At 42.7% G+C, this 25,319-nt stretch carries 25 protein-coding genes and 1 tRNA gene; 14 read left to right on the top strand and 12 right to left on the bottom strand.

Going from position 1 to position 25,319, the window contains the following annotated elements; all coding sequences use genetic code 11:
- Window positions 1–44: 44 nt before the first annotated feature.
- The gene (locus tag R1T43_RS08580; protein WP_317354980.1) at window positions 45–1,136 is read right to left on the bottom strand and encodes a 3',5'-cyclic-nucleotide phosphodiesterase; all 1,092 of its coding nucleotides are present in this window, start codon (window positions 1,134–1,136) and stop codon (window positions 45–47) included.
- Window positions 1,137–1,218: 82 nt separating this feature from the next.
- Window positions 1,219–2,355 carry an FAD-dependent oxidoreductase gene (locus tag R1T43_RS08575; protein WP_317354977.1) on the bottom strand — a complete coding sequence of 379 codons (1,137 nt, stop codon included), beginning with the start codon at window positions 2,353–2,355 and terminating at the stop codon, window positions 1,219–1,221.
- Here R1T43_RS08575 and R1T43_RS08570 point away from each other — a divergent pair.
- Window positions 2,354–2,482: a hypothetical protein gene (locus R1T43_RS08570; protein WP_317354975.1), complete on the top strand. Its 129-nt coding sequence runs from the start codon at window positions 2,354–2,356 to the stop codon at window positions 2,480–2,482. The genes R1T43_RS08575 and R1T43_RS08570 overlap by 2 nt on opposite strands.
- Window positions 2,483–2,606: 124 nt before the next feature.
- Here R1T43_RS08570 and R1T43_RS08565 read toward each other — a convergent pair whose 3' ends face one another.
- Together R1T43_RS08565 and R1T43_RS08560 are read right to left on the bottom strand one after the other, a co-directional pair.
- Window positions 2,607–4,616, bottom strand: a complete 2,010-nt coding sequence (locus R1T43_RS08565) for an alpha/beta hydrolase family protein (RefSeq protein ID WP_317354972.1) — start codon at window positions 4,614–4,616, stop codon at window positions 2,607–2,609.
- 3 nt (window positions 4,617–4,619) lie between these two features.
- Window positions 4,620–5,159, bottom strand: a complete 540-nt coding sequence (locus R1T43_RS08560) for a hypothetical protein (protein ID WP_317354969.1) — start codon at window positions 5,157–5,159, stop codon at window positions 4,620–4,622.
- A gap of 239 nt (window positions 5,160–5,398) precedes the next feature.
- On the opposite strand from R1T43_RS08560, the gene R1T43_RS08555 reads away from it, so the two are divergent.
- From R1T43_RS08555 to R1T43_RS08545, 3 genes are all read left to right on the top strand, one after another.
- On the top strand, window positions 5,399–6,913 hold the full coding sequence (locus R1T43_RS08555; protein WP_317354966.1) for a hypothetical protein: 1,515 nt from the start codon (window positions 5,399–5,401) through the stop codon (window positions 6,911–6,913).
- 87 nt (window positions 6,914–7,000) lie between these two features.
- Window positions 7,001–7,297 (top strand): hypothetical protein, encoded by a 297-nt coding sequence (locus tag R1T43_RS08550; RefSeq protein WP_317354963.1) that lies wholly within the window; start codon window positions 7,001–7,003, stop codon window positions 7,295–7,297.
- Window positions 7,298–7,324: 27 nt separating this feature from the next.
- Window positions 7,325–7,900: a hypothetical protein gene (locus R1T43_RS08545; RefSeq protein ID WP_317354961.1), complete on the top strand. Its 576-nt coding sequence runs from the start codon at window positions 7,325–7,327 to the stop codon at window positions 7,898–7,900.
- A 321-nt stretch (window positions 7,901–8,221) separates the two neighbouring features.
- On the opposite strand, the gene R1T43_RS08540 is transcribed toward R1T43_RS08545, so the two are convergent.
- From R1T43_RS08540 to R1T43_RS08530, 3 genes are all read right to left on the bottom strand, one after another.
- Entirely contained in the window at window positions 8,222–8,359 is a 138-nt protein-coding gene (locus R1T43_RS08540; RefSeq protein ID WP_167347523.1) for a hypothetical protein, read from the bottom strand.
- A gap of 416 nt (window positions 8,360–8,775) precedes the next feature.
- Window positions 8,776–9,225, bottom strand: a complete 450-nt coding sequence (locus R1T43_RS08535) for an NfeD family protein (protein WP_317354957.1) — start codon at window positions 9,223–9,225, stop codon at window positions 8,776–8,778.
- Window positions 9,226–9,227: 2 nt separating this feature from the next.
- The gene (locus R1T43_RS08530; RefSeq protein WP_317354955.1) at window positions 9,228–10,172 is read right to left on the bottom strand and encodes a paraslipin; all 945 of its coding nucleotides are present in this window, start codon (window positions 10,170–10,172) and stop codon (window positions 9,228–9,230) included.
- A 474-nt stretch (window positions 10,173–10,646) separates the two neighbouring features.
- Here R1T43_RS08530 and R1T43_RS08525 point away from each other — a divergent pair, with 474 nt between their 5' ends.
- The 6 genes from R1T43_RS08525 to R1T43_RS08500 all read left to right on the top strand — a co-directional run bounded on the left by R1T43_RS08525 (window position 10,647) and on the right by R1T43_RS08500 (window position 14,107).
- Window positions 10,647–10,979 carry a PadR family transcriptional regulator gene (locus tag R1T43_RS08525; RefSeq protein ID WP_211071383.1) on the top strand — a complete coding sequence of 111 codons (333 nt, stop codon included), beginning with the start codon at window positions 10,647–10,649 and terminating at the stop codon, window positions 10,977–10,979.
- Window positions 10,980–10,982: 3 nt separating this feature from the next.
- Window positions 10,983–11,468, top strand: a complete 486-nt coding sequence (locus R1T43_RS08520) for a hypothetical protein (protein ID WP_211071384.1) — start codon at window positions 10,983–10,985, stop codon at window positions 11,466–11,468.
- 139 nt (window positions 11,469–11,607) lie between these two features.
- The gene (locus tag R1T43_RS08515; protein ID WP_317354949.1) at window positions 11,608–12,204 is read left to right on the top strand and encodes a Crp/Fnr family transcriptional regulator; all 597 of its coding nucleotides are present in this window, start codon (window positions 11,608–11,610) and stop codon (window positions 12,202–12,204) included.
- An 89-nt stretch (window positions 12,205–12,293) separates the two neighbouring features.
- Window positions 12,294–12,920 carry an NAD(P)H-dependent oxidoreductase gene (locus R1T43_RS08510; protein ID WP_317354946.1) on the top strand — a complete coding sequence of 209 codons (627 nt, stop codon included), beginning with the start codon at window positions 12,294–12,296 and terminating at the stop codon, window positions 12,918–12,920.
- Window position 12,921: 1 nt separating this feature from the next.
- Window positions 12,922–13,377: a DMT family transporter gene (locus R1T43_RS08505; RefSeq protein ID WP_317354943.1), complete on the top strand. Its 456-nt coding sequence runs from the start codon at window positions 12,922–12,924 to the stop codon at window positions 13,375–13,377.
- The gene (locus R1T43_RS08500) at window positions 13,367–14,107 is read left to right on the top strand and encodes a GNAT family N-acetyltransferase (RefSeq protein WP_317354940.1); all 741 of its coding nucleotides are present in this window, start codon (window positions 13,367–13,369) and stop codon (window positions 14,105–14,107) included. Before R1T43_RS08505 ends, R1T43_RS08500 begins: the two co-directional genes overlap by 11 nt.
- Before the next feature lie 224 nt (window positions 14,108–14,331).
- Here R1T43_RS08500 and R1T43_RS08495 read toward each other — a convergent pair.
- The 4 genes from R1T43_RS08495 to apbC all read right to left on the bottom strand — a co-directional run bounded on the left by R1T43_RS08495 (window position 14,332) and on the right by apbC (window position 17,921).
- Window positions 14,332–14,408, bottom strand: a tRNA-Pro gene (locus R1T43_RS08495).
- A gap of 130 nt (window positions 14,409–14,538) precedes the next feature.
- Window positions 14,539–15,948: an SLC13 family permease gene (locus R1T43_RS08490; protein ID WP_317354937.1), complete on the bottom strand. Its 1,410-nt coding sequence runs from the start codon at window positions 15,946–15,948 to the stop codon at window positions 14,539–14,541.
- A gap of 73 nt (window positions 15,949–16,021) precedes the next feature.
- Window positions 16,022–16,618 (bottom strand): dCTP deaminase, encoded by a 597-nt coding sequence (dcd, locus tag R1T43_RS08485; protein ID WP_057791038.1) that lies wholly within the window; start codon window positions 16,616–16,618, stop codon window positions 16,022–16,024.
- 160 nt (window positions 16,619–16,778) lie between these two features.
- On the bottom strand, window positions 16,779–17,921 hold the full coding sequence (apbC, locus tag R1T43_RS08480; RefSeq protein ID WP_317354931.1) for an iron-sulfur cluster carrier protein ApbC: 1,143 nt from the start codon (window positions 17,919–17,921) through the stop codon (window positions 16,779–16,781).
- A 106-nt stretch (window positions 17,922–18,027) separates the two neighbouring features.
- Between apbC and metG the strand changes: the two genes are divergently transcribed.
- A complete protein-coding gene (metG, locus tag R1T43_RS08475) occupies window positions 18,028–20,055 on the top strand; it encodes a methionine--tRNA ligase (RefSeq protein ID WP_317354929.1) in 2,028 nt (675 codons plus the stop codon).
- Between the two features lie 597 nt (window positions 20,056–20,652).
- Here metG and R1T43_RS08470 read toward each other — a convergent pair.
- Window positions 20,653–21,558, bottom strand: a complete 906-nt coding sequence (locus R1T43_RS08470) for a class I SAM-dependent methyltransferase (protein ID WP_211071403.1) — start codon at window positions 21,556–21,558, stop codon at window positions 20,653–20,655.
- Between the two features lie 85 nt (window positions 21,559–21,643).
- Between R1T43_RS08470 and gloB the strand changes: the two genes are divergently transcribed.
- The 3 genes from gloB (at window position 21,644) to R1T43_RS08455 (ending at window position 25,211) form a co-directional block, all read left to right on the top strand.
- Window positions 21,644–22,435, top strand: coding sequence for a hydroxyacylglutathione hydrolase (gene gloB, locus R1T43_RS08465; protein WP_317354925.1), 792 nt, complete (start codon window positions 21,644–21,646; stop codon window positions 22,433–22,435).
- A gap of 63 nt (window positions 22,436–22,498) precedes the next feature.
- Window positions 22,499–24,178, top strand: coding sequence for a LysM peptidoglycan-binding domain-containing protein (locus R1T43_RS08460; protein ID WP_317354922.1), 1,680 nt, complete (start codon window positions 22,499–22,501; stop codon window positions 24,176–24,178).
- Between the two features lie 19 nt (window positions 24,179–24,197).
- Window positions 24,198–25,211, top strand: a complete 1,014-nt coding sequence (locus R1T43_RS08455) for an ion transporter (RefSeq protein ID WP_317354919.1) — start codon at window positions 24,198–24,200, stop codon at window positions 25,209–25,211.
- Window positions 25,212–25,319 lie beyond the last annotated feature (108 nt).

Below are 25,319 nucleotides of genomic sequence, written 5' to 3'. Positions count from 1 at the left end.
AATGCCACCCACAAAAATATTGACCATTTAGTCAAAAAATTACTTTATAACGCTAGCACCTGCCCTTGTTTCGCTAGTATAAAGTTAAAGCCTAATGCGTTAGCTCCTTCTAATTCTTGCGCAATTACAGCGCGCGGATCAGCCCCACTTTTTAAACTGTATTTTATGTGGCTGATAATAATCTTCATGTTGGTAAGCTGCGATTTGTCTTCTACTAAGGCGTGAAACTTGGTGAGTTCTTGCATCAACCATTTAGGTGTAAGGTGGCCGAATAACAGGTTATCAGGCCGTGTATTATCGAACGACACTTCAATGGAAATACCGCGAAGGGTTTTATGCTGCATTTGCTGTGCGAGATAACGCCATACTGCATCTAGCTTTCCTTGCTTTTCTACTTCATCAGGCCCGGTATCACCAAAATACACAAACATATCGTTATTGTGCTCAATCACAAATGCGGTGGACTCTAATGGATGGCTTAAGCTGAACGGCGTTACCGTAAGTGCGGTATCTTTAATTTCTACCGTTTCTTGAGGCGCTAGGTCGATAACGTCGTACTTATTTAACATTGGGGCTATGCCACGGTTGGTGAAATTAGCCCATGCCTGCCAATTAAAGTAAGTATCGCTCATGGTTTGGTTTACAGACGAAAGGGCATAAATAGGCTTGCTACTGTCATCAGGAGAGGCAATCAATAATCCGGCAACGTGGTCAAGGTGTCCATGGCTAAGCAAGTAAGCTTTAACGTGATGATGCAGAATATTACCGTTTGGGTTTAACGCAGGGTCTGGTGTGGTAGCTAAGCTATCAAACGCATTGTTTTGAAGCGCCACGTTAATGCCATTCACTAACGACCCCGCGTCTAATCCAATAAAGTTTTCATCGTCTACGCTACGTAGTAAAAACGAACTTAAATTACCGTCTTCAATGCCGCCCGTATCGCCTAAGGTAATAAGTTCGAACGCCGGCGACATACTGCTATTCGTTTGTGTTTGAATGCCTTGTTGAGCTGGGTTGTGATGAACCTGGCTTTGATTAAACTGGCTTTGATTAAACTGGCTTTGATTAAACTGGCTTTGATTAAACTGACAGCCGCTCATTATCAAAATAAGCAGTAACGTACTTATGTATTTCACGTAATTTTCCAAATAAATTGTTTACCGTTAGCGAGTGAGCGGTTTTAACATCGAATTATAATGGGTTATCGCCCCCTTCTTACTACAAGGTTGAAAAGAAAGCTTGGCTTTCACTTATTATGCGCGCCGTTTCAACCGGGTCCGGCTCGGTAGTCCAGTCGTTCAGTTTGTAGGTTCCGCCTAAAATCATATAGTCGTTTCTAGAGAACATGTACAAAACGTCTGAACCGCCACCAACCGTTAAATAGTCGACGGCGGGGTCTGGCGGTAACAATACCAGCTGCCCTTTTGCTGGCATAATACCTTCATCGTTAAATAATGTTCTTGAGCCCAACCCGGTGCAATTAAATACAATGGGCTCGGCAAGCGAATGTATGTCGTCTTCATCTTTGAAGTCACGAATTATAAACTCACCACCCGATAATCTAATATCGGTCACTAAGCGTCTTAAAAAGGTAGTGGTTTCCACCAACATAGTGGCAGATGATGTGCAGTAATCGGTTGGAAATGGGTGCTGATCTGGCCCATACACGTGTGTGTAAGGGTAGTATTGGCGAAAAGCTCCTTCACTATCTGGCTTTGTATTTCCGGCGGTATATAACTCTTTCCATTGAATACCGTAATCCTTCCCCACCATTTTCGCAAAAGTGCTGTGTGCGATTTTTGCTGCTTGCTGTAATTGGGTTTTAAACGTACTGCTAGATACCAAGGGGTCGTGCACACTGTATGGCCCCCATTCTCCGCCTGCCACTTGCGACGTGGTAAAGCGCGGCATCGCTTTGGTGTACAAGGTCACTTTCCAGCCCGCTTCTTGCAACAAACGAGCTGTGGTTAACCCCATTACCCCGCTACCGATAATAGCCGCTTCTTTAGTTTCAAAATTAGCAACTTCATTCACTGCCAGTGCTGAAGAGCCCCAAGATAGTGAAATACCACCACCTCCATGCCCATAATTGTGCACCAAGGTTTTATTCCCGAATACTTCACTTCGCACCACAAAGCCTTCGGGCCTATAAGGGCGATGCCCCACAATTTCAGTCACGATATTATTGGCAGAAATTTTCGGCGCCACCATGGGCTTGCGGGAAAATGGGCGCTGAAACCTTTTGTTCGTTGTGGTTTTAGTGGGTGATGCAGTGCACGCGGCAAGTGATGCTGCTAATGAACCCGCACCAATACCTTGTATAAACGCTCGGCGTTTTAGTGGTTTGTTCACCATGCCCATTCCTCAATTTGTTTTGTTCTGTTTTGTTGTTTCTCAGGCTTCAATGCAAGACACTGGGTTTATAGTGCAAAGTAAAATGGAAGAAAGCAAAACACTTGCCAAGGGCATTGATTTACAATGAAAAATGAAATAGAAAAAGAGGAAAAGTGAAATAGGAAACAATGAAATGAAAAACGATAAAGCCGTATCGCTAAATACACGGGTTATCTTGAAGCGATAACCCGTGAACAAGCGTAAGTAGAGGATTAGTGATTAAGAACCAGTTGCTCTTCTTCAAGGTGCGTATTAAGAAACTCAATGAGTGCATTGTAATATACCGCCGCATCATTAGGATCTGAAAAGCCGTGGCCCACGTCGTCCATCACCATCCACTTGTGTTTTATACCATGGTCTTTCAATGCAAAATGCAAACGATAAGAATGCTCGATATCGACATTATTATCGTCTGTGCCATGGGCAATAAAGACAGGCTTTGTGATACCTTTAAATTGATATAAAGGAGAGTATTTAAATAACTCATCTTGCTGAGTTTTAGGGTCGCCCATTATCTCTGTCAGTGCTCGCATCATGTCATCCCGTTGGGCATCGCTTCGTTGGAACCGTAAAGCAAGATCGGTAACTCCAGCAAAAGACGCTGCACACTTATAGAGCTGAGGAGAGCGAATAACACTGTACAATGCTGAATAGCCGCCATAACTGCCTCCCACAATACACACTTGGTTCGCATTTACCTCGTAGTTATCTTTAGTGAAGGCGAGCGCTTGCTCAATATCATCTTCAATAAGCCGCCCCCACTGCTGAAGCCCCTGTTGTTTAAATGCCTTTCCATAACCTGCAGAGCCTCTGTAGTTAACTTGCAGTGTGGCAAAGCCTGCATCAACCAATACTTGTATATTGCCCGAATAATGACGCGAGTCACTCACGCCTATAGGGCCGCCATGAGGAATAACCACCAAGGGAGGATTTTTGGTACTTGGCAGGGTTAGGAACGCTTCTAACGTTACCCCATCTTCCGCTTCTAAGCGCAGTAGCTTTGTTTTACTAAGCGACTTATTGGAAAGCCAAGGATACAAATCAATAAGGTGACTGAAACTGTCAGTAGTTCGATTGTAATAGTAAGTTTGGCCTGGGTTCGCGCTATCATCCGCCACGAAAATAATATTGTTCCCCGACTTATCCATATCTACTGCATAAACCCCTTCGATTTCCGTTGATTTACTAAGCCTAGTGGTTAGCGCGTTGTAGTCGTCAGAAAAATAGACCTGCTTCGCCATGCCTTTTTCAATAAAAGACACACCGATGATATCTTTCGTTTCAGGATGCCTAATGGCAGCAGTTAAATCGTAAAATGGGTGCTCAAAAACAACCTCAGCAAATTGTTGAGATTCTATATCGAAGGTACGTAAATTGATTTTGTCGCTATTGTGATTGGTGAGCAAAAGTAGCTTTTCCGCATTACCACCAACAACTTTTAGAACATCACCTTTTTTACTCTTCCACACAGATTTGTAACGATATTTCCTGGGCTTGCTTCCTGTTCTTGCAAACAGCTCAGTGACTTCATCAACAGTTCGTGTACCAGCCAATCGCCAACCTTTACTGTCAAATACCCAATTGTGAAGTTTCGGCCCCGTTTTATTAAGTCGTAGTTTTCTACGAAAATTTGACTCAGAAATCTTTTCAGTAAGATCTAGCTTAAATAAGTCGATGTAATAATCGTAATCATCAGAATGTTCGTAACGGGCAAAAATAGCCTTGTGTGCCTGATTAGGCAATGTATCAACCCAATAACCATTCTGGGAAAGATAAGAAAGTCTAAAAGCTGGATTAGGCTGCTGGCTTCTGTCTGCGAACTCAACAAGAACATAGCGGTGAAAGCGGCCATTAGAATGTTGCTTAAGCGAAAGAAAACTATCTGAGAGCCACTTGAGCTCATAAATTTTATTATAGTGAGTTTCCCAACTCATTATCTTGTTTTTATGTTGAACTTGAAGCTGCTGACGCTCGAACGTTATGGGGTCGTCCATAGTGCCCCGTTTCAGGTCATAAACGATAAGGTCGTAAGTAGCTTCTTTAGGCTCAATAAATGCTACCGCTGTGCCTGAAGGGTTTATAGAAAATAACTTGTACTTAGATGCTTTGAAAAAGTCGCTTATATTTTCACCACCGGCTTCTTTATCTGCAGCCAGAACGGGTTCGCAAAGTAATACTAAGCTTGAAAGCATTACCAAAAATATCAATTTAAGATGTGACATATTTTACTCCCCCTCTTTTAATGCGTGGGTGAGATAGAAATCGATATAATGATCGTTCGGATAAATACTGTTTACTACATCGAATTTGCCAATGTAACCAGGGTGATCTTGCTCTAGAATTTTGAGAATAATCGATGCTCTGTTTAGCTGTCTAACCTGAAGTCGGCTGCCCAGCTTTTCAATCATCAGTAGGCCAGTGTAGTTCAACACACCCGGCTTTACGGAAAAGGTTAAATTATCGTCAGATAAATCGTAATAAACCTTTAGTAAATTACCATTTTTTCTGGATCCCGTACGCTCGTATACCTCGGTCCACGAATAGGTACCTGCTGGCATTTTTATAACTTCGATATGTTGGGAGTAGTTTAATGGACCAAACGTAAGCTTGTTACCGAAACCATTGCCTTTCAAAACAATACTTTCTGAGTAGCCTTTAGAATACAGTGCAATGGCAACGTACCCTTCATCAGGCCCAAGGGGTTCTATTTCTGAAAATGCCTCAGCAGAAAATAAGGCAAATATTGCTAGTAAAACAGCTTTCACGCAGTTCATTCCTTTGATTTTTTCTAGTTATTTTTGCGATACACTTTACTTAACCGATGAACGATTATCAACGACGTTTTGTTAAAATTTTGGTTATGTACCCTGTGCTCGACCAGGCATTATACTTTCGTCTACCTATGTTAATGACAGTACGAAAAAATGGCGCAATTAATGTGTTAGCGCTATGCTAACAATAACTAATTGCTGTTCCCCCTCCGCTAACTTTCGTGGGCTGCTATATGGAAATAGTCAATCGAAGCAGTATCGAGAACGAAATACCCGATGTACTTTCTGACACATCAGTTTGGAGCCTAGTGCCTCATAAGGTTTCTGAAACCACTGCAGAGATTTGGGCGGGCACTTTATTCCCTTATTTAAGAAAACCAGCGCTTAGCCGTATAATTGTTTATATCAATAATACAGAAGTAAGCCGAATAGATATTACCCTAGACCAATGGCAGCGACCTTTTAGGCGTGTGAGTAAGCGATTCTATACGCTGTTGACGTTGAATAACTTACAGCCAAATCAAGAATATAAAGCGGTTCTTTTTCAACAATTAGAAGACGATGCTCTAAATTACGCTGGCGATTGGCTTCTATTAAAAACGGCTTATTTCAGCACCTTACCTTTGGCACTTCCCACTAGCGAAAATGATGCATTTACGGTTTCGTTAAGCAGCTGCTTCTATGAACACAAAGACTATGGTCAAACTGCCCAGGCCTTCAAGATGCTTTACGCCAATGATAAAAACGTGTTTAAGCCAGACATAAAGTTCATGGTAGGCGACCAAGTTTACTTAGATATTGGCGCAGACTCTCTTTCCCCGCTAACCAACGAAGTTAGACTTCGAATTGCTGATGACTACGCCAAGCATTGGCAGGCATTAGGGAGCATGCTTTCGCGAGGTGGGGCGTGGATGCTGCCCGACGATCACGAGTATTGGAACGATTATCCTTTTTACGATGGCATTGTACCTACCCTGTACATGTTAAAGATTCCTAAAATTCGCGCTGCGTGGAAAGGTGCATCTGAAGATGGTGTAAAGCACATTCAGCAAACCAAAGCGCTGGTTGACACTTTCACCATTGGCAATGATTTGTCTTTTTGCATTGCCGATTTGCGCTCTTCGCGGTCAAAAACCCAGTTTATCAACAAAGCGGGGTTTGCGGAGCTTATCAAATGGATAACCACACTTACCACGCCTGGCGTATTGGTCATCCCGCAAGTTTTAGTTACCCAAGAAAATAAATTAGAACGCAATTTACTCAGCTTTAAAAAACAATATACCGCGCTTTTAAATGCCCTTGCTACTGCCAGCCATGACATTGTTGTGCTGTCGGGTGACGTGCACTTTGGCCGTATATGCTCGGTAGATATTGGTACACAGGGCGTAAAACTCATTGAAGTAGTTGCTTCGCCAACATCGAACCTCACAGGCGTTAACTCTGTTGCCTCATCTGAGCCAAGCTATTGCCCTGAAAAGTTTCCCGACCCAAAAGCCAAGTTAGACATAAATTGGCCTGAACGTGATGTTGAGTATTATGATAAACCATACAAACTATCCACCACGAAGGGCAGATGGTTTTCTTCATATTGGCGAGAAAGAACGAATGAACACATGATGACAATAGGCTTTAACAAGATAGACGGTATAGTGAAAATGACCGTTCAAGCGTGGTTAATTAGGAAAACGGATGCCAACGAAAACCCTAGAGCCCAATTTAAAGACCCTTTTACTATTTCATTGAACTGAAGTAAGCCGAGACTACCATTGGCTATTGCTTACTTAAATAGTGTAACTTTTTACAACGCCCTTAATTGAAACGATAAGGCACAAATATTGAGATACTTTGCATTTTTACTTTTATTTATAACGCTTTCAGTAAACAGCTATGCTTTTGATCCCAAGCAAGCACGGCAATCGCACAAGGTTATAGTGGAGTGCAAAGACATCGCGTGGTCAGACATTCAAACCCTTGTAGAACCCTACTTATCTGACGATCTTAATGCTGCCCTCGTTATGCAGGGGCAAAGTGCCAATTACAAAGTGTCGTTAGCTGCCGAACAAGTTATTAGTGAACCGGTTCCTGATATAATTAAAACCCTACTGAAATCTATCATAGCAGCTGATTGTTAGGGTTATCGCCATAGGATTTATGAGCATATGCTTTATATTAAGTTCGGTATCAGCTCTTCTTCAAGGGTTGAAGACTTTACTTCCTTGTTTTTTTATATGCAGGAAGTGCGAGCTCCACATTACGAATTTGATGTCCAGACGCCAGATTATGATTGGGACAATATGACTGAAGAGGAAATATCTATAGCCGCACAGCGCACCTTACAAGACCCTACCGAATTAAGATTAAATCAACAGTTACCCAGTTACGTACAAGACGCAATTCATGAATTTGCTAAGCGTTCTGAGGTTTATGGGTACGGTTTAGAGAATATGTTCAGCTACATCGAGAATGACTTTGAAGTAGAAATTGACTCATTGTCATACGTTAGCGATGTCGAGGGAGAGGTAGCATTCTCTACTGGAAATTACCCGTTCGGTGGTATTGAGCGCTTCGCGGTAATACTTAAAGCTTTCAACTTGATCCCTTTCGAATGCTTTGACGGCTTTAATGTTGGAACAATTGAATGGAACGGCGATTACATGTTCGACATTATTGCCAATCCAATTAAAACAAAGTCTTACCTGTTCTCTTTAGGTAAAGAACAAGTCCAGATACCTTGATAAAGCAGATTGGTGTTTATCTTACTTATCTCTTCGTGTAGTTTTATTATTAATTGGTGTAATTTTCTAAACGCTTTTCGTCTAATTGAAATTAGTAGTGGATGTAACGTTACGCTTAAACTGCGTCTCCATTGTCCCTTGCCCCCACACAAGTCGATAGTCTCCATATCACGAGGCAAAATGAATATGGGTGAACAAGGGAAAAATAGTATAGTTTTTAACAAGGCTGAATCTCAGCGCTAGTTTTGGCATATTCAAACGTAGCAACTAAATATCAATCACACCTAAAACACCCACTTTTATCGCTAGGTTTTAAACGGGCTATTTCTTGTCAGAGCGCTCGGCTCTTTTCTTTTTTTTCCGCTCGTTTTTATCGGTTACGATCTTAATCGCTTCTTCTTGCGTTAAGTTAGGGTGTTTAGCCACTATTTCTTTAACTCTGTCATCAAATTTTGTCATTTATAAATCTCATATTTTGTATGTTCAATATTACAGCGGTTCTAGCTTTCAACGTGAATAGATGTGTAGCGGTTCAACTTCTTGCCGAGTTTGCAAATTAAGGCAAGATAAGGAAAAAGCGCACCCTTTATACTCAGATGCCTTCGCACAAATAAACTAGAACAACACCTTATGCGTGATAACACTATTTTACATCAAACACGGAGATAAAGATGTCGAAATCGAGTTAAAATTTGAGAGGAGTTTTGTAGAGGCTTTGTGGGATTAATTTTGTGGAGACTAATTTTGGGTTAATTTTGTGGACACCCACCGCCAGTATTTAATGAAGAGGAAAGCCTTTAGGAGAAAACGCTAAGGAAGTAAGAGGATCAGAGTACTTTGAAACCGTAAGTTAACTCTGCCCCTTTTAGCGATTGTTATGCAGGTTTAACGTGTAGAACACCTACTTCCACTTTCACCACTTCAGCCGTTGCACCTTTTTTTAGAATAGACGAAGACTTAACAGACCATACCACGCCAGAAAAGCGCGCTTTACCCGGCTCGCCAGGCGCTACATCACTTTCTAATTCGAATTGGGTACCAATCCAGTCTGACTTCACTTCTTTAGGCGCTCGATCTCGTTGTAGCAACTTCATTGGCCGCCACAGCACAAAGGTAAGTACCGAATCGATAATAGCTATAGCAATAAATGCGTCTAACAATTCCTCATCTAAAATCCCGATATACATAAGGCCCGACGCGAGTATCATGGAGATGCCCAACGTCAAAAGTAATATGGTGGTGAACCCCATCATTACTTCGAGAATAAGCAATGCTAAGCCTATGCCGATTAAAAAATGAGGTAAGTTGGTAAACATATTATCCATTGCTATGCCTTTTTGCCTATTGCGTTCGCAATAGTCATTGCTTGCGCTACAACGCTACCTATTTCTGTTCCGCTGTCAGGCAACAATACAATTGAAGACTCTTTGGCAATTTTCTCTTTTGCTTGAATCGCGCCTTTCGCCAGTTCAAGCTGTACCGCTTTTTGGCCCTCTATCGTGGCTGCCGCTTTACCTACAGTATCAATAGCTTCTGCATCCGCTTGTGCAACGCGAATAATAGCTTGAGCCTCACCATCGGCTTTTAATATTTGTTCTTCTCTGTCAGCTTCTGCGGCAAGCACTATAGCTTGTTTGTCACCTTCTGCACGGTTAATGGCCGCTTGACGATCACCTTCAGATTCTAAAATTTGTGCGCGTTTCAATCGTTCCGCTTTCATTTGCTGTTCCATAGCATCTAGCACTGAATTCGGCGGGTTAATATCTTTTAGCTCGTAACGTAACACCTGAACGCCCCACGGAGCAGCGGCTTCGTTAAGCGCAGACACAATATTCGTGTTTAATAAGTCTCGCTCTTCAAAAGTTTTATCTAACTCCATTTTTCCGAGCTCAGAGCGCATGGTGGTTTGTGCCAGCTGCGTTACCGCAAATGTATAGTCTTCTACACCGTAAGTGGCTTTGTAAGGGTCAACGACTTTAAAATACAACACGCCATCAACGCTTAACGTAATGTTGTCTTTAGTAATGGCAGACTGTTCAGGTACGTCACCCGCCTGCTCTTTTAAAGAGCGATTTGCCGCAACAGTATCAATAAAGGGAACGATAAAATTTAGACCGGCTTCCAAGGTGGTGTTGTACTTACCAAAACGTTCGATAATGTACGCGCGGTTTTGAGGTACAAATTTTATTGACGATTTAAGACCAATAACAATAAGCACAAGTAAGATGACTTGGTACGAAAAAACGTATCCTAATAAGGTTTCTAATTCCATTTACCTACTCCTAAACGATTACTACAACAGCTTTTAATTAGCTTTTATATCACAAAATGAAATCACAAAAAGCAGTTTAATTGTCAGTAAATATTACGATTGAGTCGAGTGATTTTATATCCGATTTATGAAAAGCTATATGGACACCCACTGTAATCGGTGAGTAAAAGGTAGGTTTTCCGAGTACCGTAACACTTCGAAATACTAAGGCTATGTTCAAACCTGATAGCAGTTCGTGTGTGTAATTCGCTCCCGCTTATAATGTGGGTGTCTCATTTCACTCATCATTTCACTCTTCTGCATTATCTTGTATGTCTACTTCCATTTTAATAGCTAAACACGGACTATAATTTAAAATAAAAGCTCTATTTTCTATTACTTTTTAACACCTTAGCCTCTGCTTAAAAAACAACCATTGCAATGCATAGAAGTACTATGTAATTTATACATAACACTCCTATGCAAAGAGACGCTATGGCTTCCACAATTGCAAAAGACTTAGTCGCTGCTTCAGCAACGCCGTTAATCCTCTCTATTTTGAAGAATGGAGACAGTTACGGTTACGAAATTATTCAGCAGGTAAAAGAGCATTCGAACGGTTTGCTTGAATGGGCAGATGGAATGCTATACCCCATTTTGCATCGCATGGAGAAAAACGACTTCATTGAATCCTATTGGGGTAAGGCCGACACGGGTAGAAAGCGAAAGTATTACACCTTGCAGGATGAAGGCCGCAAAGAACTACTTAAGATGCAAGATCAGTGGCATCAGCTATACACTTTACTTATGTCTTTCAAAGGAGAATAACGTATGTTTGATCTCGATAACGCTGTTGAAAATTGGTGTAATAAGGTTGTCTCTCACAACATCTGGGATGCAGATAAAATTGATGAATTGAAAGATCACCTATATTGCATTATCGAACAAGATGTCAATTCGGGCACCGATGAAAAACTCGCTTTTGAAAAAGCGACCAGTGATTTAGGCTATCCCGAAGCAGAAATTAAGGCATCTTCTGGCCGAGCCAAAATTATCCAAAGAATATGTCGAGTATTAAATAAAATTGAAGGCAATCCCTCTTCAGATTCACCTTTGGTCATAGGTCACGCAATAATATGGGCTAGCGTAATGCTTGCAATGGCGTTAGTGGTTGATGATAAAGACACTAATGGAGCTGTGCTAATGGTTCTGATGCTAGGCTGGTTTGCCAGCTTTACCATTCTTGACGGTACGAAAACTTCAGCAAAAAAAGAGTGGGCTTGTTTAAAACGTTTCGTTGAACGGAAATTGTCTTAATTCTCCGACTTGGTGGGTGTTAGCGTGATGTTAGTATTGTTGGAAAACTAGAGCAAAGGCTTAACCCCACTATAAGCGATATCATTAATAAAAATAAAACCGTCACGTTTTTGCAGAAATTAGTAAAGGGCCTCTTTAAGTGAAGAAAGAAAGTTTTGAAGCGTTAAAAGTTGTTATGGAAAGCTACGCTCCCCTATCAAATGAAACCTGGGATAACTTCTCCAATCTTTGCAAAGTAAGAACATTAAAAAAGGGGGCTCTTCTCTATGAAGCGGGAAAACATCCAAAAAGTTTTGCTTTTGTGGTGAAAGGGCTGGTCAGAGGGTATGTTATTAGTGAGCAAGGGCATGAATACAATAAAAACTTCTTTGTCGAAGGGCAGTTTCCCGGTTCAATGACAGCCCTACTTACCTCGCAACCTTCTCGTTTGGCATTTGAGACTGTTGAAGACAGTCTGTTGTTGGAAATCGATTTTGCAGGCTTTCGCCAATTACTTTTTTCCAATAACGAGTTGATGAAATATCAAATCATTTATCTGGAAAAAAATTGGTTACTGCACAAAGATGCTCGAGAAATAGAACTAGTTCAGCATAATGCCACGCTACGATACCAGCAATTTACCTCTGAGTTTCCCAACTTGGCGGACAGGCTGCCACTATACCAAATTGCTTCACACCTCGGCGTAACGCCAACACAACTAAGCCGGATACGCAAAAGTCTCAATAATGAAAAATAACTTTCAAAATCAACCTATGTAAAGGAAGTACATTTCATACCCCGATAATCTTAGTTGAAGTACAACAAAGACAAAATACGGGATATGACATGAATGTAATAAACGCATTAAACTGGCGCTATTCAGTTAAAAGTTTTTCCGAACAAAAGCTACAGCAATGGCAGTTACGCGAACTCCTTGAAGCAACTCGATTGAGCCCTTCTTCTTACGGACTTCAACCCTATAAGGTCATCGTTATCGAATCAAAAAGCGTGAGGCAACGTTTATTGTCTTTTGCTTATGGCCAAGAGCAAGTAATTAAAAGCTCTCATTTACTTGTATTCGCTGCCAGGACTGATATTGGTTCCCACTTAGTCAGTGACTATATTCAGCAGGCATCGAAAAACAATGATACGTCTTCTGAATCTCTAACAAGTTTTGCTGCAATGGCTGAAAAAGCGCTAGAAACTATGAATACAAAAGAAGGTTTGCACTGGGCACAGCAGCAGGCTTTTATCGCACTAGGAAACATGTTGACCAGCGCAGCTATGATGAAAATTGATACTTGCCCAATTGGGGGATTCGACGCTCAAGAATTTGACGCCATACTCAATCTTACAGCCAACAACCTCGCTTCCACGGTTATTTGCCCTATTGGTATTCGTGACCCAAATGATAAATACAGCCAACGCCGCAAAGTTCGTTTTGATCATCAACATCTAGTGATGGAGATATAATATGTGGGCCTTCCCTGCATTAGCAGTACTCGCCGGTGCCGCTATCACTTTTCAGGCCAGTATGAACGCTCGTTTAGGAGTTCTTCTTAAAAACCCAGTGCTAGCGACAGCTATTGCGTTTTTATTTGCCTGCTTTTTTACCGTATTGTTTATGCTGATAAATCAAAGGCAACTTCCGGTATATGCGGATATTAAGTCTATTCCAACTTACTTATGGTTTGGCGGTATTCTGAGTGCGTTTGGTGTTGGCAGCTATTATTACCTGATCCCGAAAATGGGTGTGGGCAGCATGATGTCATTTGCACTGAGCGGACAGTTAATTCTTGCAATTGTCGCGGGGCATTTTGGCTGGTTTGAGCAACCAATTAAACCTATTACTCCCAAAGCTATCATGGGTATTTTCGCCATGGTAATTGGCATTAACCTTATAAACGGGGGATCGAGAAATGTCTATTGATCAACAGAACATTCATAACCTGACCGCGTTATGGGATAAATACGGCACAAAGTCCATTGCTCATGAGGGAAACAGTACATTACTGGCAACCCTAGGGTGGCCTTATCGCAGTTGGTTGGAAGGTGAAAAAAGCCTAGCGCTACAAATATCTGCTACTCCCAAAAGCCACCGAATTACCTCTTGGCCTTACCCCTTGCCTGAAGCAAATAATGTGGCGTCTATTTCTCGCTTGGACGAAAACTGGCATTTAGAGTTTGAACAAACAGCCATGCATCTGAAATTGAATGAAATTACACTGCCAACTGAACAACAAAACAACCTAGATTTGCGCATAGTCAAAGATGCCGAATCCCTAACTCAATGGTTGCAAATAAGTAGTGAAGCGTTTGGCTACGAGATGGATCAAGAAGTGTTTAAGCCTTTATTGACTGACTGTGACATCGAAATTTATCTAGGCTACCTTAACCAGAAACCTGCCGTAAGTGCCTTACTCTATAAGACAGGCAACGTCACTGGACTACATCAGATGGGTGTCAAAAAAGCTTTTCAAGGCCAAAACGCAGCAAAAAGCGCCATGTATTTGTTACTTGCTCGTGCGCAGCAACAACGGTCTGAATTTATGGTGTTACAGGCATCTAAAATGGGCCTTCCTCTTTACCTTAAGCTTGGCTTTCAAGCGCAGTTCAAACTATTAAACTTTCATTTTGTAGAAGAGAATAGTGATGCGTGATGAATTATAGCGCTCTCGACGACGCTTACATTGAAAAATTGAAATGATATCAAGTAGCTCGGATGGTTTTAGATACGTTGAAAATTACAGAATAAGGGTGATGACCCATTGCGCACATCGGTTAACGAATAGGATGCTGTTATCAATCGAGTGAGGTGGATGCTGATCCCTCATTGATGGGGTAGAGCTGTAAAGGCTATAAGCGTCATGAAGAAAGGAGAAGTTGGTCGGTGTGAGAGGATTTGAACCTCCGACCCCTGACACCCCATGACAGTGCGCTACCAAGCTGCGCCACACACCGACCGAAAGAGCCGATAAGTCTACTTATTTTTAGTCACAATGCAACGACAATTGTGCAAATCCTTGGTTAAGCGCTTAATTGCTAATCAGTTTGTAAAATAAAACTGCACATCCGGTGTGGAACATCGTTTTTATAAAGTTAAATAACACACTGCGGTTACTACCAAGGCAACAATCACGTTTAGTACTATGCCCTCTCGCGCCATAGTTTTTATATCAAACTTTTCGGTGGCATAGGCTATTGCATTTGGTGCGGTTGCCACTGGCAGCATAAAGGCGCAACTGGCACTTATAGCGGCGGGTATCATCAGCAGTTTTGGATCTACGCCTACCGCAAAGCCCGCTGCCGCTAATATAGGCATCAATAAAGTGGCTGTAGCGGTATTCGATGTTATCTCGGTTAGGAAGGTTACAAATAAACAGATACCCAGAATAAGGAAAATTACTGGTAAGGTTGAAAGCCCAGTAAGCCACTCCCCCATTAGCACGCTTAAACCTGATGCTTTAAACGCTTTGGCAATGCAAATACCACCAGCGAACAATAACAACATGCCCCAAGGAATATTATTGGCGGTTTTCCAGTCGAGTAATTTATCGTGTTGGCTTTTGCGCGTTTCGGTGGCAGGCGTTGTTTCACCGTTGTTGGTCATGAACATGGCGACCACACCAGCTACTGCAATGGTGCTATCGCTAATGGTGGCAATGCCTAACCACGCACTCCAAAAAGGCCTGAATACCCACGCCATAGCGACGGTGCCGAATATTGCCAAAACGCGCTTTTCAGCCACTGTCCATTTGCCCGGTTGAGGTAACGCAATGTTACCCACTTGCGTTAATCCCCGCGCTAGCCACAACGCCATTAACGGAATAGAGACTAGTACAATGGGTACCCCAGTTTTCATCCACTCAATAAAGCTGTACTCATGTCCTTGGGTTTCTTCGTAAACACTCATAAAGATTATATTGGGCGGCGTGCCAATGGGCGTGCCCACGCCGCCTAGGCTTGCGGCATAAGCAATACCTAAAATGAGTGCCACACCAAAGCGGGGATTTTCCATAGCATTAATAATTGCCATGGCCATGGGTAGCATCATCAAAATGGTAGCAGTGTTGCTTATCCACATGCTTAAAATAGCGGTTGTCAGCATAAAGCTTAAGATTAGCTTTAGTGGGCTACCTGCCCCAGTTACCCGCAACATGTAAATAGCGAAACGTTGATGCAGGTTAGCTTTTTCTAACCCTTTCGACAGCATGAACGCGGCCATTAGTAAGATAATAACGTGGCTACCTAACGACGAAGCCGCTTCGGTATGCGTTAACACACCAGCTAGAGGAAAAAGTGCAAATGGAATGAGTGAGGTTGCGGGTATGGGCAACGCTTCCGTTACCCATAATATTGCCACAAACAAGGTAATGCCTGCGGTAAGTGCAATATCAGCGCTTATATTTGAAAAATAAATACCTGAGCCAAGCGCTAGCGAAGTAACAAGGGCAATAAGAATAATAAACGAGCTTTTGTCGAACGGCTTATTAGATCTCATTGCATACCCTTTTTATACTTTACTTCATGTTTTGCTACATGCTTTGCTTTATATAGTTTACGCGCTAAAGATTTTATGCGCTGTTTTTATCGTCTGACGATATACGACTAGCTACGGCACCGTCTTGCCCTTTATATTTGGCATCTACTCGCGCGTTGTAGGGCTTCTCGGCGGGGTTCGATAAGACTTCAAAGCTTAACGCACCAATTTTCATTTTCGGGCGAAGGGCTAATGGCAATTTTCCACTGTTATAAAACTCCAGCACGATATTGCCCGACCAACCTGGATCGATTCTGTGTGCAGTTACATGCACCATTAAGCCTAAGCGTGCTAGCGATGAGCGCCCATCAAGCCATCCAACAATATAATCAGGCAAGGTAACCGATTCATGCGTAATGGCCAATGCAAGCTCCCCTGGGTGCAAGAAAAATGCTTTGCCTTCTGGCAGTTCAATTTCGTCACTCATTACGTGATCTAGCGCTTCTTGCACTTGCGCTTTAGGCCCACTTAAATCGATGTAAGGTGCTTGATGGTCTTCAAATACGCGAAATTTATTACCTAGGCGAATATCTACTGTCACCCCACTAATTTCTTCGTAGTCGGGTGTTGGGTCTATTTTTATTTTCCCAGCTTTTAAATGTTCGTATATATCGCGGTCGCAAAGGCGCATGAGCGGTAAGTCCTTACTATAAAGTGTGCGGTATTATGCGTATGTAGCTCACACCAATCAACTGGCTATAAGCTCTATTTACTTTAAATACCAAAATTAATAACTGAAACGATTAAAAGTGACTAATTTCTGTTTAGGTTTGTAATTTATAGCTTGCCGTCTAAAGCTTGCTGGCTACGCCAATGGGGTCGCCTTTAATATGCTTGTTTTGCTGGGTTCTAGGGGCAACGGTTAACGCTAATTGCATCGATAATGCTCTAGCTGCTTCGCGATAGCTTTCACTTAATGGGCTATCTGGTGCACTCACCAACAAAGGGGTACCGGCATCGGCGTGTTCGCGAACGGTAATATCTAGTGGCAATTGGCCTAGCAGTGGTAAGCCGTGCCGCTCAGCAAGTATTTCGCCGCCATCTTTTGAAAACACATAGTCTTTGGTGCCACAGGCGCGGCATTGGTAGTAACTCATGTTTTCAACCAGCCCCAATACTGGCACGCCCACTTTTTCGAACATGCTGATACCTTTTTGGGCATCGGCTAGGGCCAAGTCTTGTGGTGTGGTAACTACTACCGCAGCGGTAAGCGGCACTTGCTGTGCCATAGTAAGTTGAATATCACCTGTACCAGGTGGCATATCTACAATTAAGTAATCCAGTACGGGCCACAAGGTTTCATCAATAAGCTGCTTTAATGCCCTACTTGCCATTGGGCCTCGCCATACCGCAGCGTCTTCTTGAGGCACTAAATAACCAATGGAATTTGCCACCAAACCATGAGCACTTAACGGCTGCATATGTTTGTTATCACTGCTATGCGGGTGTGCATCGGTATTGCCCAGCATAATAGGCACCGATGGGCCGTAAATGTCAGCATCTAAAATGCCTACACTGGCCCCTTCTTGCATAAGCGCAAAGGCCAAATTAATACTAGTGGTCGACTTCCCCACCCCGCCCTTGCCCGAGGCCACAGCAATGATGTTTTTAATGTTATTTACGGCGGAGTTTTTAGTTTCACCCGACGCTATACGTTGGCTAACAATCAATTGCTGTTCGGTAAGCTCGCCTTTTAGCGCTTCTAGCACATGGGCTTTTACGTTCGCTTGCTGGGTTTTATAACAAAACGGTAAGTTGATGGTGAATGTGTTGGCAGGGTTTGTGTCGTCAACTTTTACTGCATCAGTGGCTTTATCTGCATCTAGCTTATCTGAACACCATTTCGCGGTAATGGTCGCTTCAACACTGAAGTAGCTGGCTAAAATAGCGGCAACTTTGTCGATGAGTGGCTTAGCTTTACGGGAAAAGAACATAAATTATCCTGTCTACGGGGTATTTTGTGAATTTCGTAATGCAAAAAAAGCGGATTTCCGCTAGTATTTGCAGCCATTTTGAAACGCAAAGAATCTATACGTTATTATGTCTGAAAATCGCCGCATTCTGGTAACCAGTGCGTTGCCCTACGCCAATGGCTCTATTCATTTAGGCCACTTGCTTGAACACATTCAAACCGATATCTGGACACGGTTTCAGCGTCTGCGTGGAAACGAATGTTACAGTGTTTGTGCCGATGATGCACACGGTACGCCTGTTATGCTTAAAGCGCAGGAACTGGGTATTACGCCAGAAGAAATGGTTGCCAGAACTCGTGCAGAGCATCATCAAGACTTACTCGATTTTCATGTAGAGTACGACAACTACTATGTAACTCATTCGCCTGAAAACAAGGCTTTGTGTGAAGAAATTTACACTCGTTTAGATAACGCGGGTTACATTAGCAAACGCACTATCAATCAATTATACGATCCGCAAAAAGAAATGTTTTTGCCAGACCGCTTCGTTAAGGGTACATGCCCTAGCTGTGGTGCTGAAGATCAAAACGGCGATAGCTGTGATGTGTGCGGTGCTACTTACAGCCCTACAGAAGTTAAAAACCCACGCAGTGTGGTATCTGGTGCTACACCAGTATTGAAAGAATCTGAACATTTCTTCTTCGACCTTCCTAAGTTTGAAGACATGCTGAAAGGCTGGATCCGTTCTGGTGCCTTGCAAGAAGAGATGGCCAATAAACTACAAGAGTGGTTTACCGAAGGCTTGCAGCAGTGGGATATAAGCCGCGATGCACCTTACTTTGGGTTTGAAATTCCTGGCGCGCCGAATAAGTTTTTCTATGTATGGGTAGATGCCCCCGTTGGCTACATGGCCAGCTTTAAAAACTTCTGCGACCAAAACAATCTGGAATTCGACGATTTTTGGGGCGCAGACTCAGAAGCCGAGCTTTACCACTTTATCGGTAAAGACATTACCTACTTCCACTGCCTATTTTGGCCTGCCATGCTAGAAGGTGCGGGTTACCGTAAACCTACTGGTGTGAATATTCACGGTTTTGTTACTGTGAATGGGGCGAAAATGTCTAAGTCTCGCGGCACCTTTATTAAAGGCCGCACGTATTTAGACCACCTAAACCCAGAATACTTACGTTATTACTTTGCGTCTAAACTTGGCGATAACGTAACGGATATCGACTTAAACTTTACCGATTTCGCACAAAAAGTGAATTCAGATTTAGTGGGTAAAGTAGTCAACATTGCTAGCCGTTGTGCTAGCTTTATTACTAAGCGCTTTGACGGCAAATTGTCTGACAACGTTTTAGAACCTGAGCTTATTGCCGAGTTCCAAAATGCAGCTGACACCATTGCTGACTTGTTCGAGCGTCGTCGTTACCACCAAGCAATACGTGAAATCATGACATTGGCAGACAAAGCCAATCAGTTCATTGATACCAACGCCCCTTGGGTAACCATTAAAGACGAAACCAAACAGCAGTTCACCCATGATGTATGTTCGTTGGGTATTAACATGTTCCGCCTGTTAGTCATTTACTTAAAACCTGTGCTCCCAGTATTGGCAGAGAAAGCGGAAGGCTTCTTGAACGATGAGTTTACTTGGTCATCACTTGAAACCGTATTAACGGGCCACGCTATCAACAAGTTTAAGCCAATGATGCAACGTGTAGAAATGGAGAAAGTAGACGCCATGGTTGACGATTCAAAAGAAAACCTAGAGCCAACGAAACCTGCGGTTAGCCCAGACAGCCCGCTTGGTAAAGATCCTATTAGCGAGACAATCTCATTCGACGATTTCGCTAAGGTAGATTTACGTATTGCACGTATTGCTAATGCTGAACATGTTGAAAAAGCCGATAAACTTTTACGTTTAGAGCTAGATTTGGGCGACGAAACGAAGCAAGTATTTGCTGGAATTAAATCTGCCTACTCGCCTGAAGCGCTAATCGGAAAGCATACTGTGATGGTCGCTAACTTAGCGCCACGTAAAATGCGCTTTGGTATGTCTGAAGGCATGGTATTAGCGGCAGGCCCTGGTGGCGATGAGCTTTATATCTTAGAGCCGCACGAAGGCGCTTTGCCTGGTATGCGCGTTAAGTAATATGTAGTTGCTGCCTCAAGGCAAGCCACCCGCTACAAAACTTGAAGGCCGTGTTGATAATATCAACGCGGCTTTTTTGTTTTTGGGAAAAGATGGAAGTGTTCTTGGTTCTCTGACTAGTTTGAAAATCAGTTTAAGCTTAAGAATGGACATCCATGTTTTAACGCCACCTAATCAATCGATAAACGATGGACATCCACTTTTCAAAGTCCCAAATCAACTATGGACACCCACCTTTTAAATTCCCAGATGAAATGTATAAAATGAGGACATCCATTGATTGAAATTTCAAATTAACGTGGGTGTCCATGGTTAGTTAAACTTTGAGTGTCCAACTATTCTTCATAACTTTCAGCTGTCATTAGCATGGGTGTCTAGTTTTAAGGTTATTGAAATTCCAAATTAACGTGCGTGTCCATGGTTAGTTAAACTTTGAGTGTCCAACTATTCTTCATAACTTTCAGCTGTCATTAGCATGGGTGTCTAGTTTTAAGGTTTCTGTGGCTGTCCACATTAAGAAGCTCAGTTTGAACACTTTAATAATGCCAATAAAAGGTGGGTGTCCAAGTTTCAGCTTTAGATAAAACTATGGGTGTCTCAGTTTTTGGCTTTGTTGTACGAAGAGGTTCTGGCACTGGCTGCGCCTACGGGTGAAAATTGTCGCTTCAATTGTAGCTTGGGCCGAATAGCGGTCATCGGCATTACTCGTTTTCTGGCCAGTATCACATACATGGCGCTGCACCACGGAAGATAAGCAGATAACCAGTGCTGAATATTTTTCGAATAATCCCAACGTTGCTCAAAAAACAAAGTAGAAAACATAATTTGGCGCTGTTCTACAATTTCAAACCCTAATAACTGCAACCAATCTTTTATGCGATACGAGGTAAAAAAGCGCGCATCATGTAACTTATTATCTCGCTTAACCGGCAAGAACTTAGCGATGCCGGCCAAACTCAACGGGTTAAACCCGCTAATTATCACGTAGCCACTTTGAGTAATCACTCTATCTACTTCGCGCAGAATTTCGTGGGGGTCTTGGGCAAAGTCCAATTCATTGGCTAGCAAAAAGCCGTCTATGCTGTTTTCTGAAAAAGGCAGTTGGTGTGACTGTCCTACTATTTTAGGGCTTACTGAGCTGTCTTTACCCGAAAATGTGTGGCTGTCCGATAACGTGCTCGATAATATGGCATCTGATAACTTGCCATGCTGATGCTTAGCGTCTTCTATCCCCTCAGCATTGCTGCTAGCACTGTCGCTTAAATTATCATTCGATACATGCATTGCGCTAAATGGCACTTGGCTAATAATATTGCGAATGGGGCTTTGCTTTAACGGAATTTGCGCACTCAAACTACCAAGTTTCACGAAATGATACCCAAAAATGCGTTGGGTGTAATCGTCGCACACTTGCGTGATGGCTTGCTTGATTTGCTCTCCTGCCGGAAAGTCGGTCCAGTCTTCAGGGTAGCGGGGTGCTTGGGAGCGAAATGCTGATCTCATAGATGCTAAGCGTGCCTCAAGGTTGCTCTGTGTACAACAAGTTCTTATAGTATCGCATAATTATACCTACACAAGCAGGTGCACCATGGCTACTGACGTTCTTCCTCACAGCATTTCAATTTTTCCAATCGAAGCATTTAGCGACAATTACATCTGGTGTATTCACAATAACGAGCAAGCAATCGTTGTCGACCCCGGCGATGCAGAGCCAGTACTCGCGTTTTTAAAAAGTGAAAACCTACATTTAGCGGCAGTATTAATCACGCATCATCATCATGACCACACCGGTGGCATTGCCAAATTAGTGTCAGCAAACCCCAACCTTCCCGTTATCGGCCCAAGAGGGGGTCATATTCGGGGTATCACTAAATCTGTTTCACAAGGCGATACCTTACAGCTTCCTGTATTAGATTTAGAATTCCAAGTAATGGAAGTGCCCGGTCATACTCTCGATCATATTGCGTTTTTCGGACACGGCGCCCTGTTTTGCGGGGACACTTTATTTTCAGCAGGCTGTGGCAGATTGTTCGAAGGTTCGCCTGAACAAATGCTTCACTCATTGAACAAGCTGAAACGCTTGCCCGATAACACATTGGTTTATTGTGCCCACGAATACACGCAATCAAATGTACGCTTTGCATTAGAAGTAGAGCCAGAAAACCATGCCCTTCAAACCTATTCATCATGGGTAGATAAAAAACGAGAAATGGGTATGCCTACCCTGCCCTCAAATTTGGCTGAACAAAAACAAATTAACCCTTTTTTACGTTCTCATGAACTTTCTGTACAAACTGCTGCCGAAGCTTATTGCGAAAAAAACATGGGCGACGATGTAGCTGTATTTGCTGCAGTTCGACGCTGGAAAGATGAGTTTTAATGCAAAACTAACGCACTGAAGGTAGAATGTGCGGTTTGCAGATATTCGAGAGGTTCCTTCTACATGCAGTTGAAGTTGTTTGTTTTGTCACCCGTTTTATTAGCGTTAGGGCTAAGTGGATGTCAAATCACCGAAGAACAAATACAAGAAGACGTAGTGAATGTGCAAAATGTTGAAGGCTCAACTGAACCTTGCAGCACATTACACGAAACGCCCGAAGCAATTGAAGACTGTGAAATAGCGCGCGATGGCGTTATTGATGTAGTGCACCCTAAAGATAATTTGCTGTCGGAAGCAGAAGAGCTTATTGATGATCCGGCAGTAGAAACCGAAGCCATTATTACCAATGTATGGCAGCGAGTAAGCGATGGGCTTAATTTATATATTCCCGATGATCGCCGCGTTGATGTGCAAAAAAACTGGTATCTAAAGCATCCAGAGTACATGAAACGTGTGGTTACTCGCGCGAAACCTTTTCTTTACTACATTGTAGATGAAATTGAAAAGCGCGATATGCCAATGGAATTGGTGTTATTGCCTATTGTTGAAAGTGCCTTCGATCCATTCGCTTATTCTCATGGCCGAGCGGCCGGCATGTGGCAATTTATTCCTGGTACCGGCAAACGTTTCGGTATGGATCAAACATGGTGGTACGACGGTCGCCGTGACGTTATAGCTTCAACAAAAGGTGCTTTAGACTATCTAACCTATTTGTCGAACATGTTCGATGGCGACTGGTTGCACGCGCTGGCGGCATACAACAGTGGCGAAGGTCGTGTTTCAAAAGCGATTAGAGCAAATAAAAAAGCCGGTAAGCCCACCGATTTTTGGTCGTTAAACTTACCCCGCGAGACTCGCGCATATGTGCCAAAATTATTAGCCTTGGCCGACATTTTAAAACACCGTGATGAATATGCCTTTGCGTGGCCTGAAGTAGAGAACGTAGCTGTCATCGAAGTAGTAGATATTGGCTCTCAAGTCGATTTAGCGTTCGCTGCCGACCTTGCAGGTATGACACTTAAGGAATTGCATGCGTTAAACCCAGGCTTTAACCGCTGGGCTACTGCACCGGAAGGCCCGCACCGGTTAGTTTTACCGCTAACAAAAGCCACAGCCTTTAGTGATGCGCTTGCAAAAATTGATCGCACCGATCGATTGAACTGGGTTCGCCATACGGTAAAACCTGGCGATAGCTTAGGGAAACTGGCGAATAAATATCACACCACAGTAAAAGTGATAAAACAGGTTAATGAGCTAGATTCTAACGTGATCCGTATTGGCCAACCCATCATGGTGCCAGTAGCATTGAAGGCTTTAGACAACTACGATTTATCACAAGGCGAACGTCTAGCCAGCGTGCAAAATAAAAAGCATGGCGCGTACAAAGTAACTCATACTATACGCTCAGGTGATACGTTATGGGATATTGCCCGTAAATACGGTGTAACCACGAAAAAGTTAGCAAGCTGGAACAGTATGGCACCTGGTGACACGCTTCGTCTTGGTAAAAAATTAGTGGTTTGGCAAAAGAGTAATAGCAACGCAAAAAATGCAGACGCCATTACTAAGCGCGTGACCTATACGGTAAGAAATGGCGACTCACTGTCCCGTATCGCGAATAAATTTAATGTTAGTATTAGTAACATTGGAAAATGGAATAACATCAATACCTCACGTTACTTACAGCCAGGCCAGAAGCTTAAGCTGTTTGTAGACGTCACTAGACTAAACAGCACAGGCTAAACAGTACAGGATAAGACCAATGCTAAGGATTAACCGGGATAATTTACGTAACAGTCATGAAACGCCCTGGTTAATCCTAGATTTAGTCATGCTAGGTATTTTATTTTTAAACCTAGCATGGCTAATTTTCGATGCTTTGTACGCTACCGATTTTATCTATTCTCAAATAGATGCCTTCTTTCCCGCATTAATTAACGCTTACGACCCCATTCACCACAATTTCTTGTTGGTTGATTTAGTCTTCATTAGCATTTTTCTTACTGAATTTTGTTTTAGATGGATTGTCGCCATAGTACGTAAAGAGCACTTACGCTGGTACTTTTTTCCTTTTCTACATTGGTACGATTTAGTGGGCCTAATCCCGCTTGGTGCTACACGCTTGTTCCGTTTTTTACGCATATTTTCAATTTTGCACCGATTGCAAAAGTATCAAATAATTGATCTAAACCGCACCGCTATTTTTCGCTTTTTTGCTTTTTACTACGATGTGTTTGTAGAAGAACTCAGCGACAGAATTGTGGTGAAAGTGCTTAGCGATGCGCAAAAAGACATTGCTGCAGGTTCGCCCTTGGTTGATGAAATTACCGAACAAGTCCTTGCGCCACGACGCCCTGTTATCACTCAATGGATGGCTGGGGTTATTAATCACCTCGGTCAATCGATAAGCAATGATGAACACGGTGAAGTAATACGCGAGCATGTTCGCAAAAGCGTTGGCAAAGCGGTGCGTGGAAACGCGCAAGTGTCTACCTTAAATTACTTGCCAGTTATTGGCAAAACCATCGAGAACACATTGGAAGAATCGGTAACCGATATTGTCACTATGTCATTAGTAAATTTACTGACTGATATAGACGCCCAGCGCATCGACCATTTCATCTCTGTTGGTATGCACGATTACACCCCGACTGCAGATGCATTAGATAAGGAAGTATTACAGGTGGTAAATGAATGCTTAGAATTGATGAAAGGCCATATTGCGCAACAGCGCTGGAAATCTGAGCTAGCGAAGAAAGAGGCTACGATGCCGTAACAGCACTAGCAAGGGAAACACCAATAAACAAAGCGTTGTAGATAAATAAATTAATACCTTCACCCTCAAAACTTAATGATAACTATTATCATTTCAATGCTCATATGG

The sequence above is a fragment of the Alteromonas sp. CI.11.F.A3 genome (assembly GCF_032925565.1).
Lineage (GTDB): Bacteria > Pseudomonadota > Gammaproteobacteria > Enterobacterales > Alteromonadaceae > Alteromonas.
Note: the sequence above shows the minus strand (reverse complement) of the source record. Positions and strands in the feature narration are given on the sequence as shown.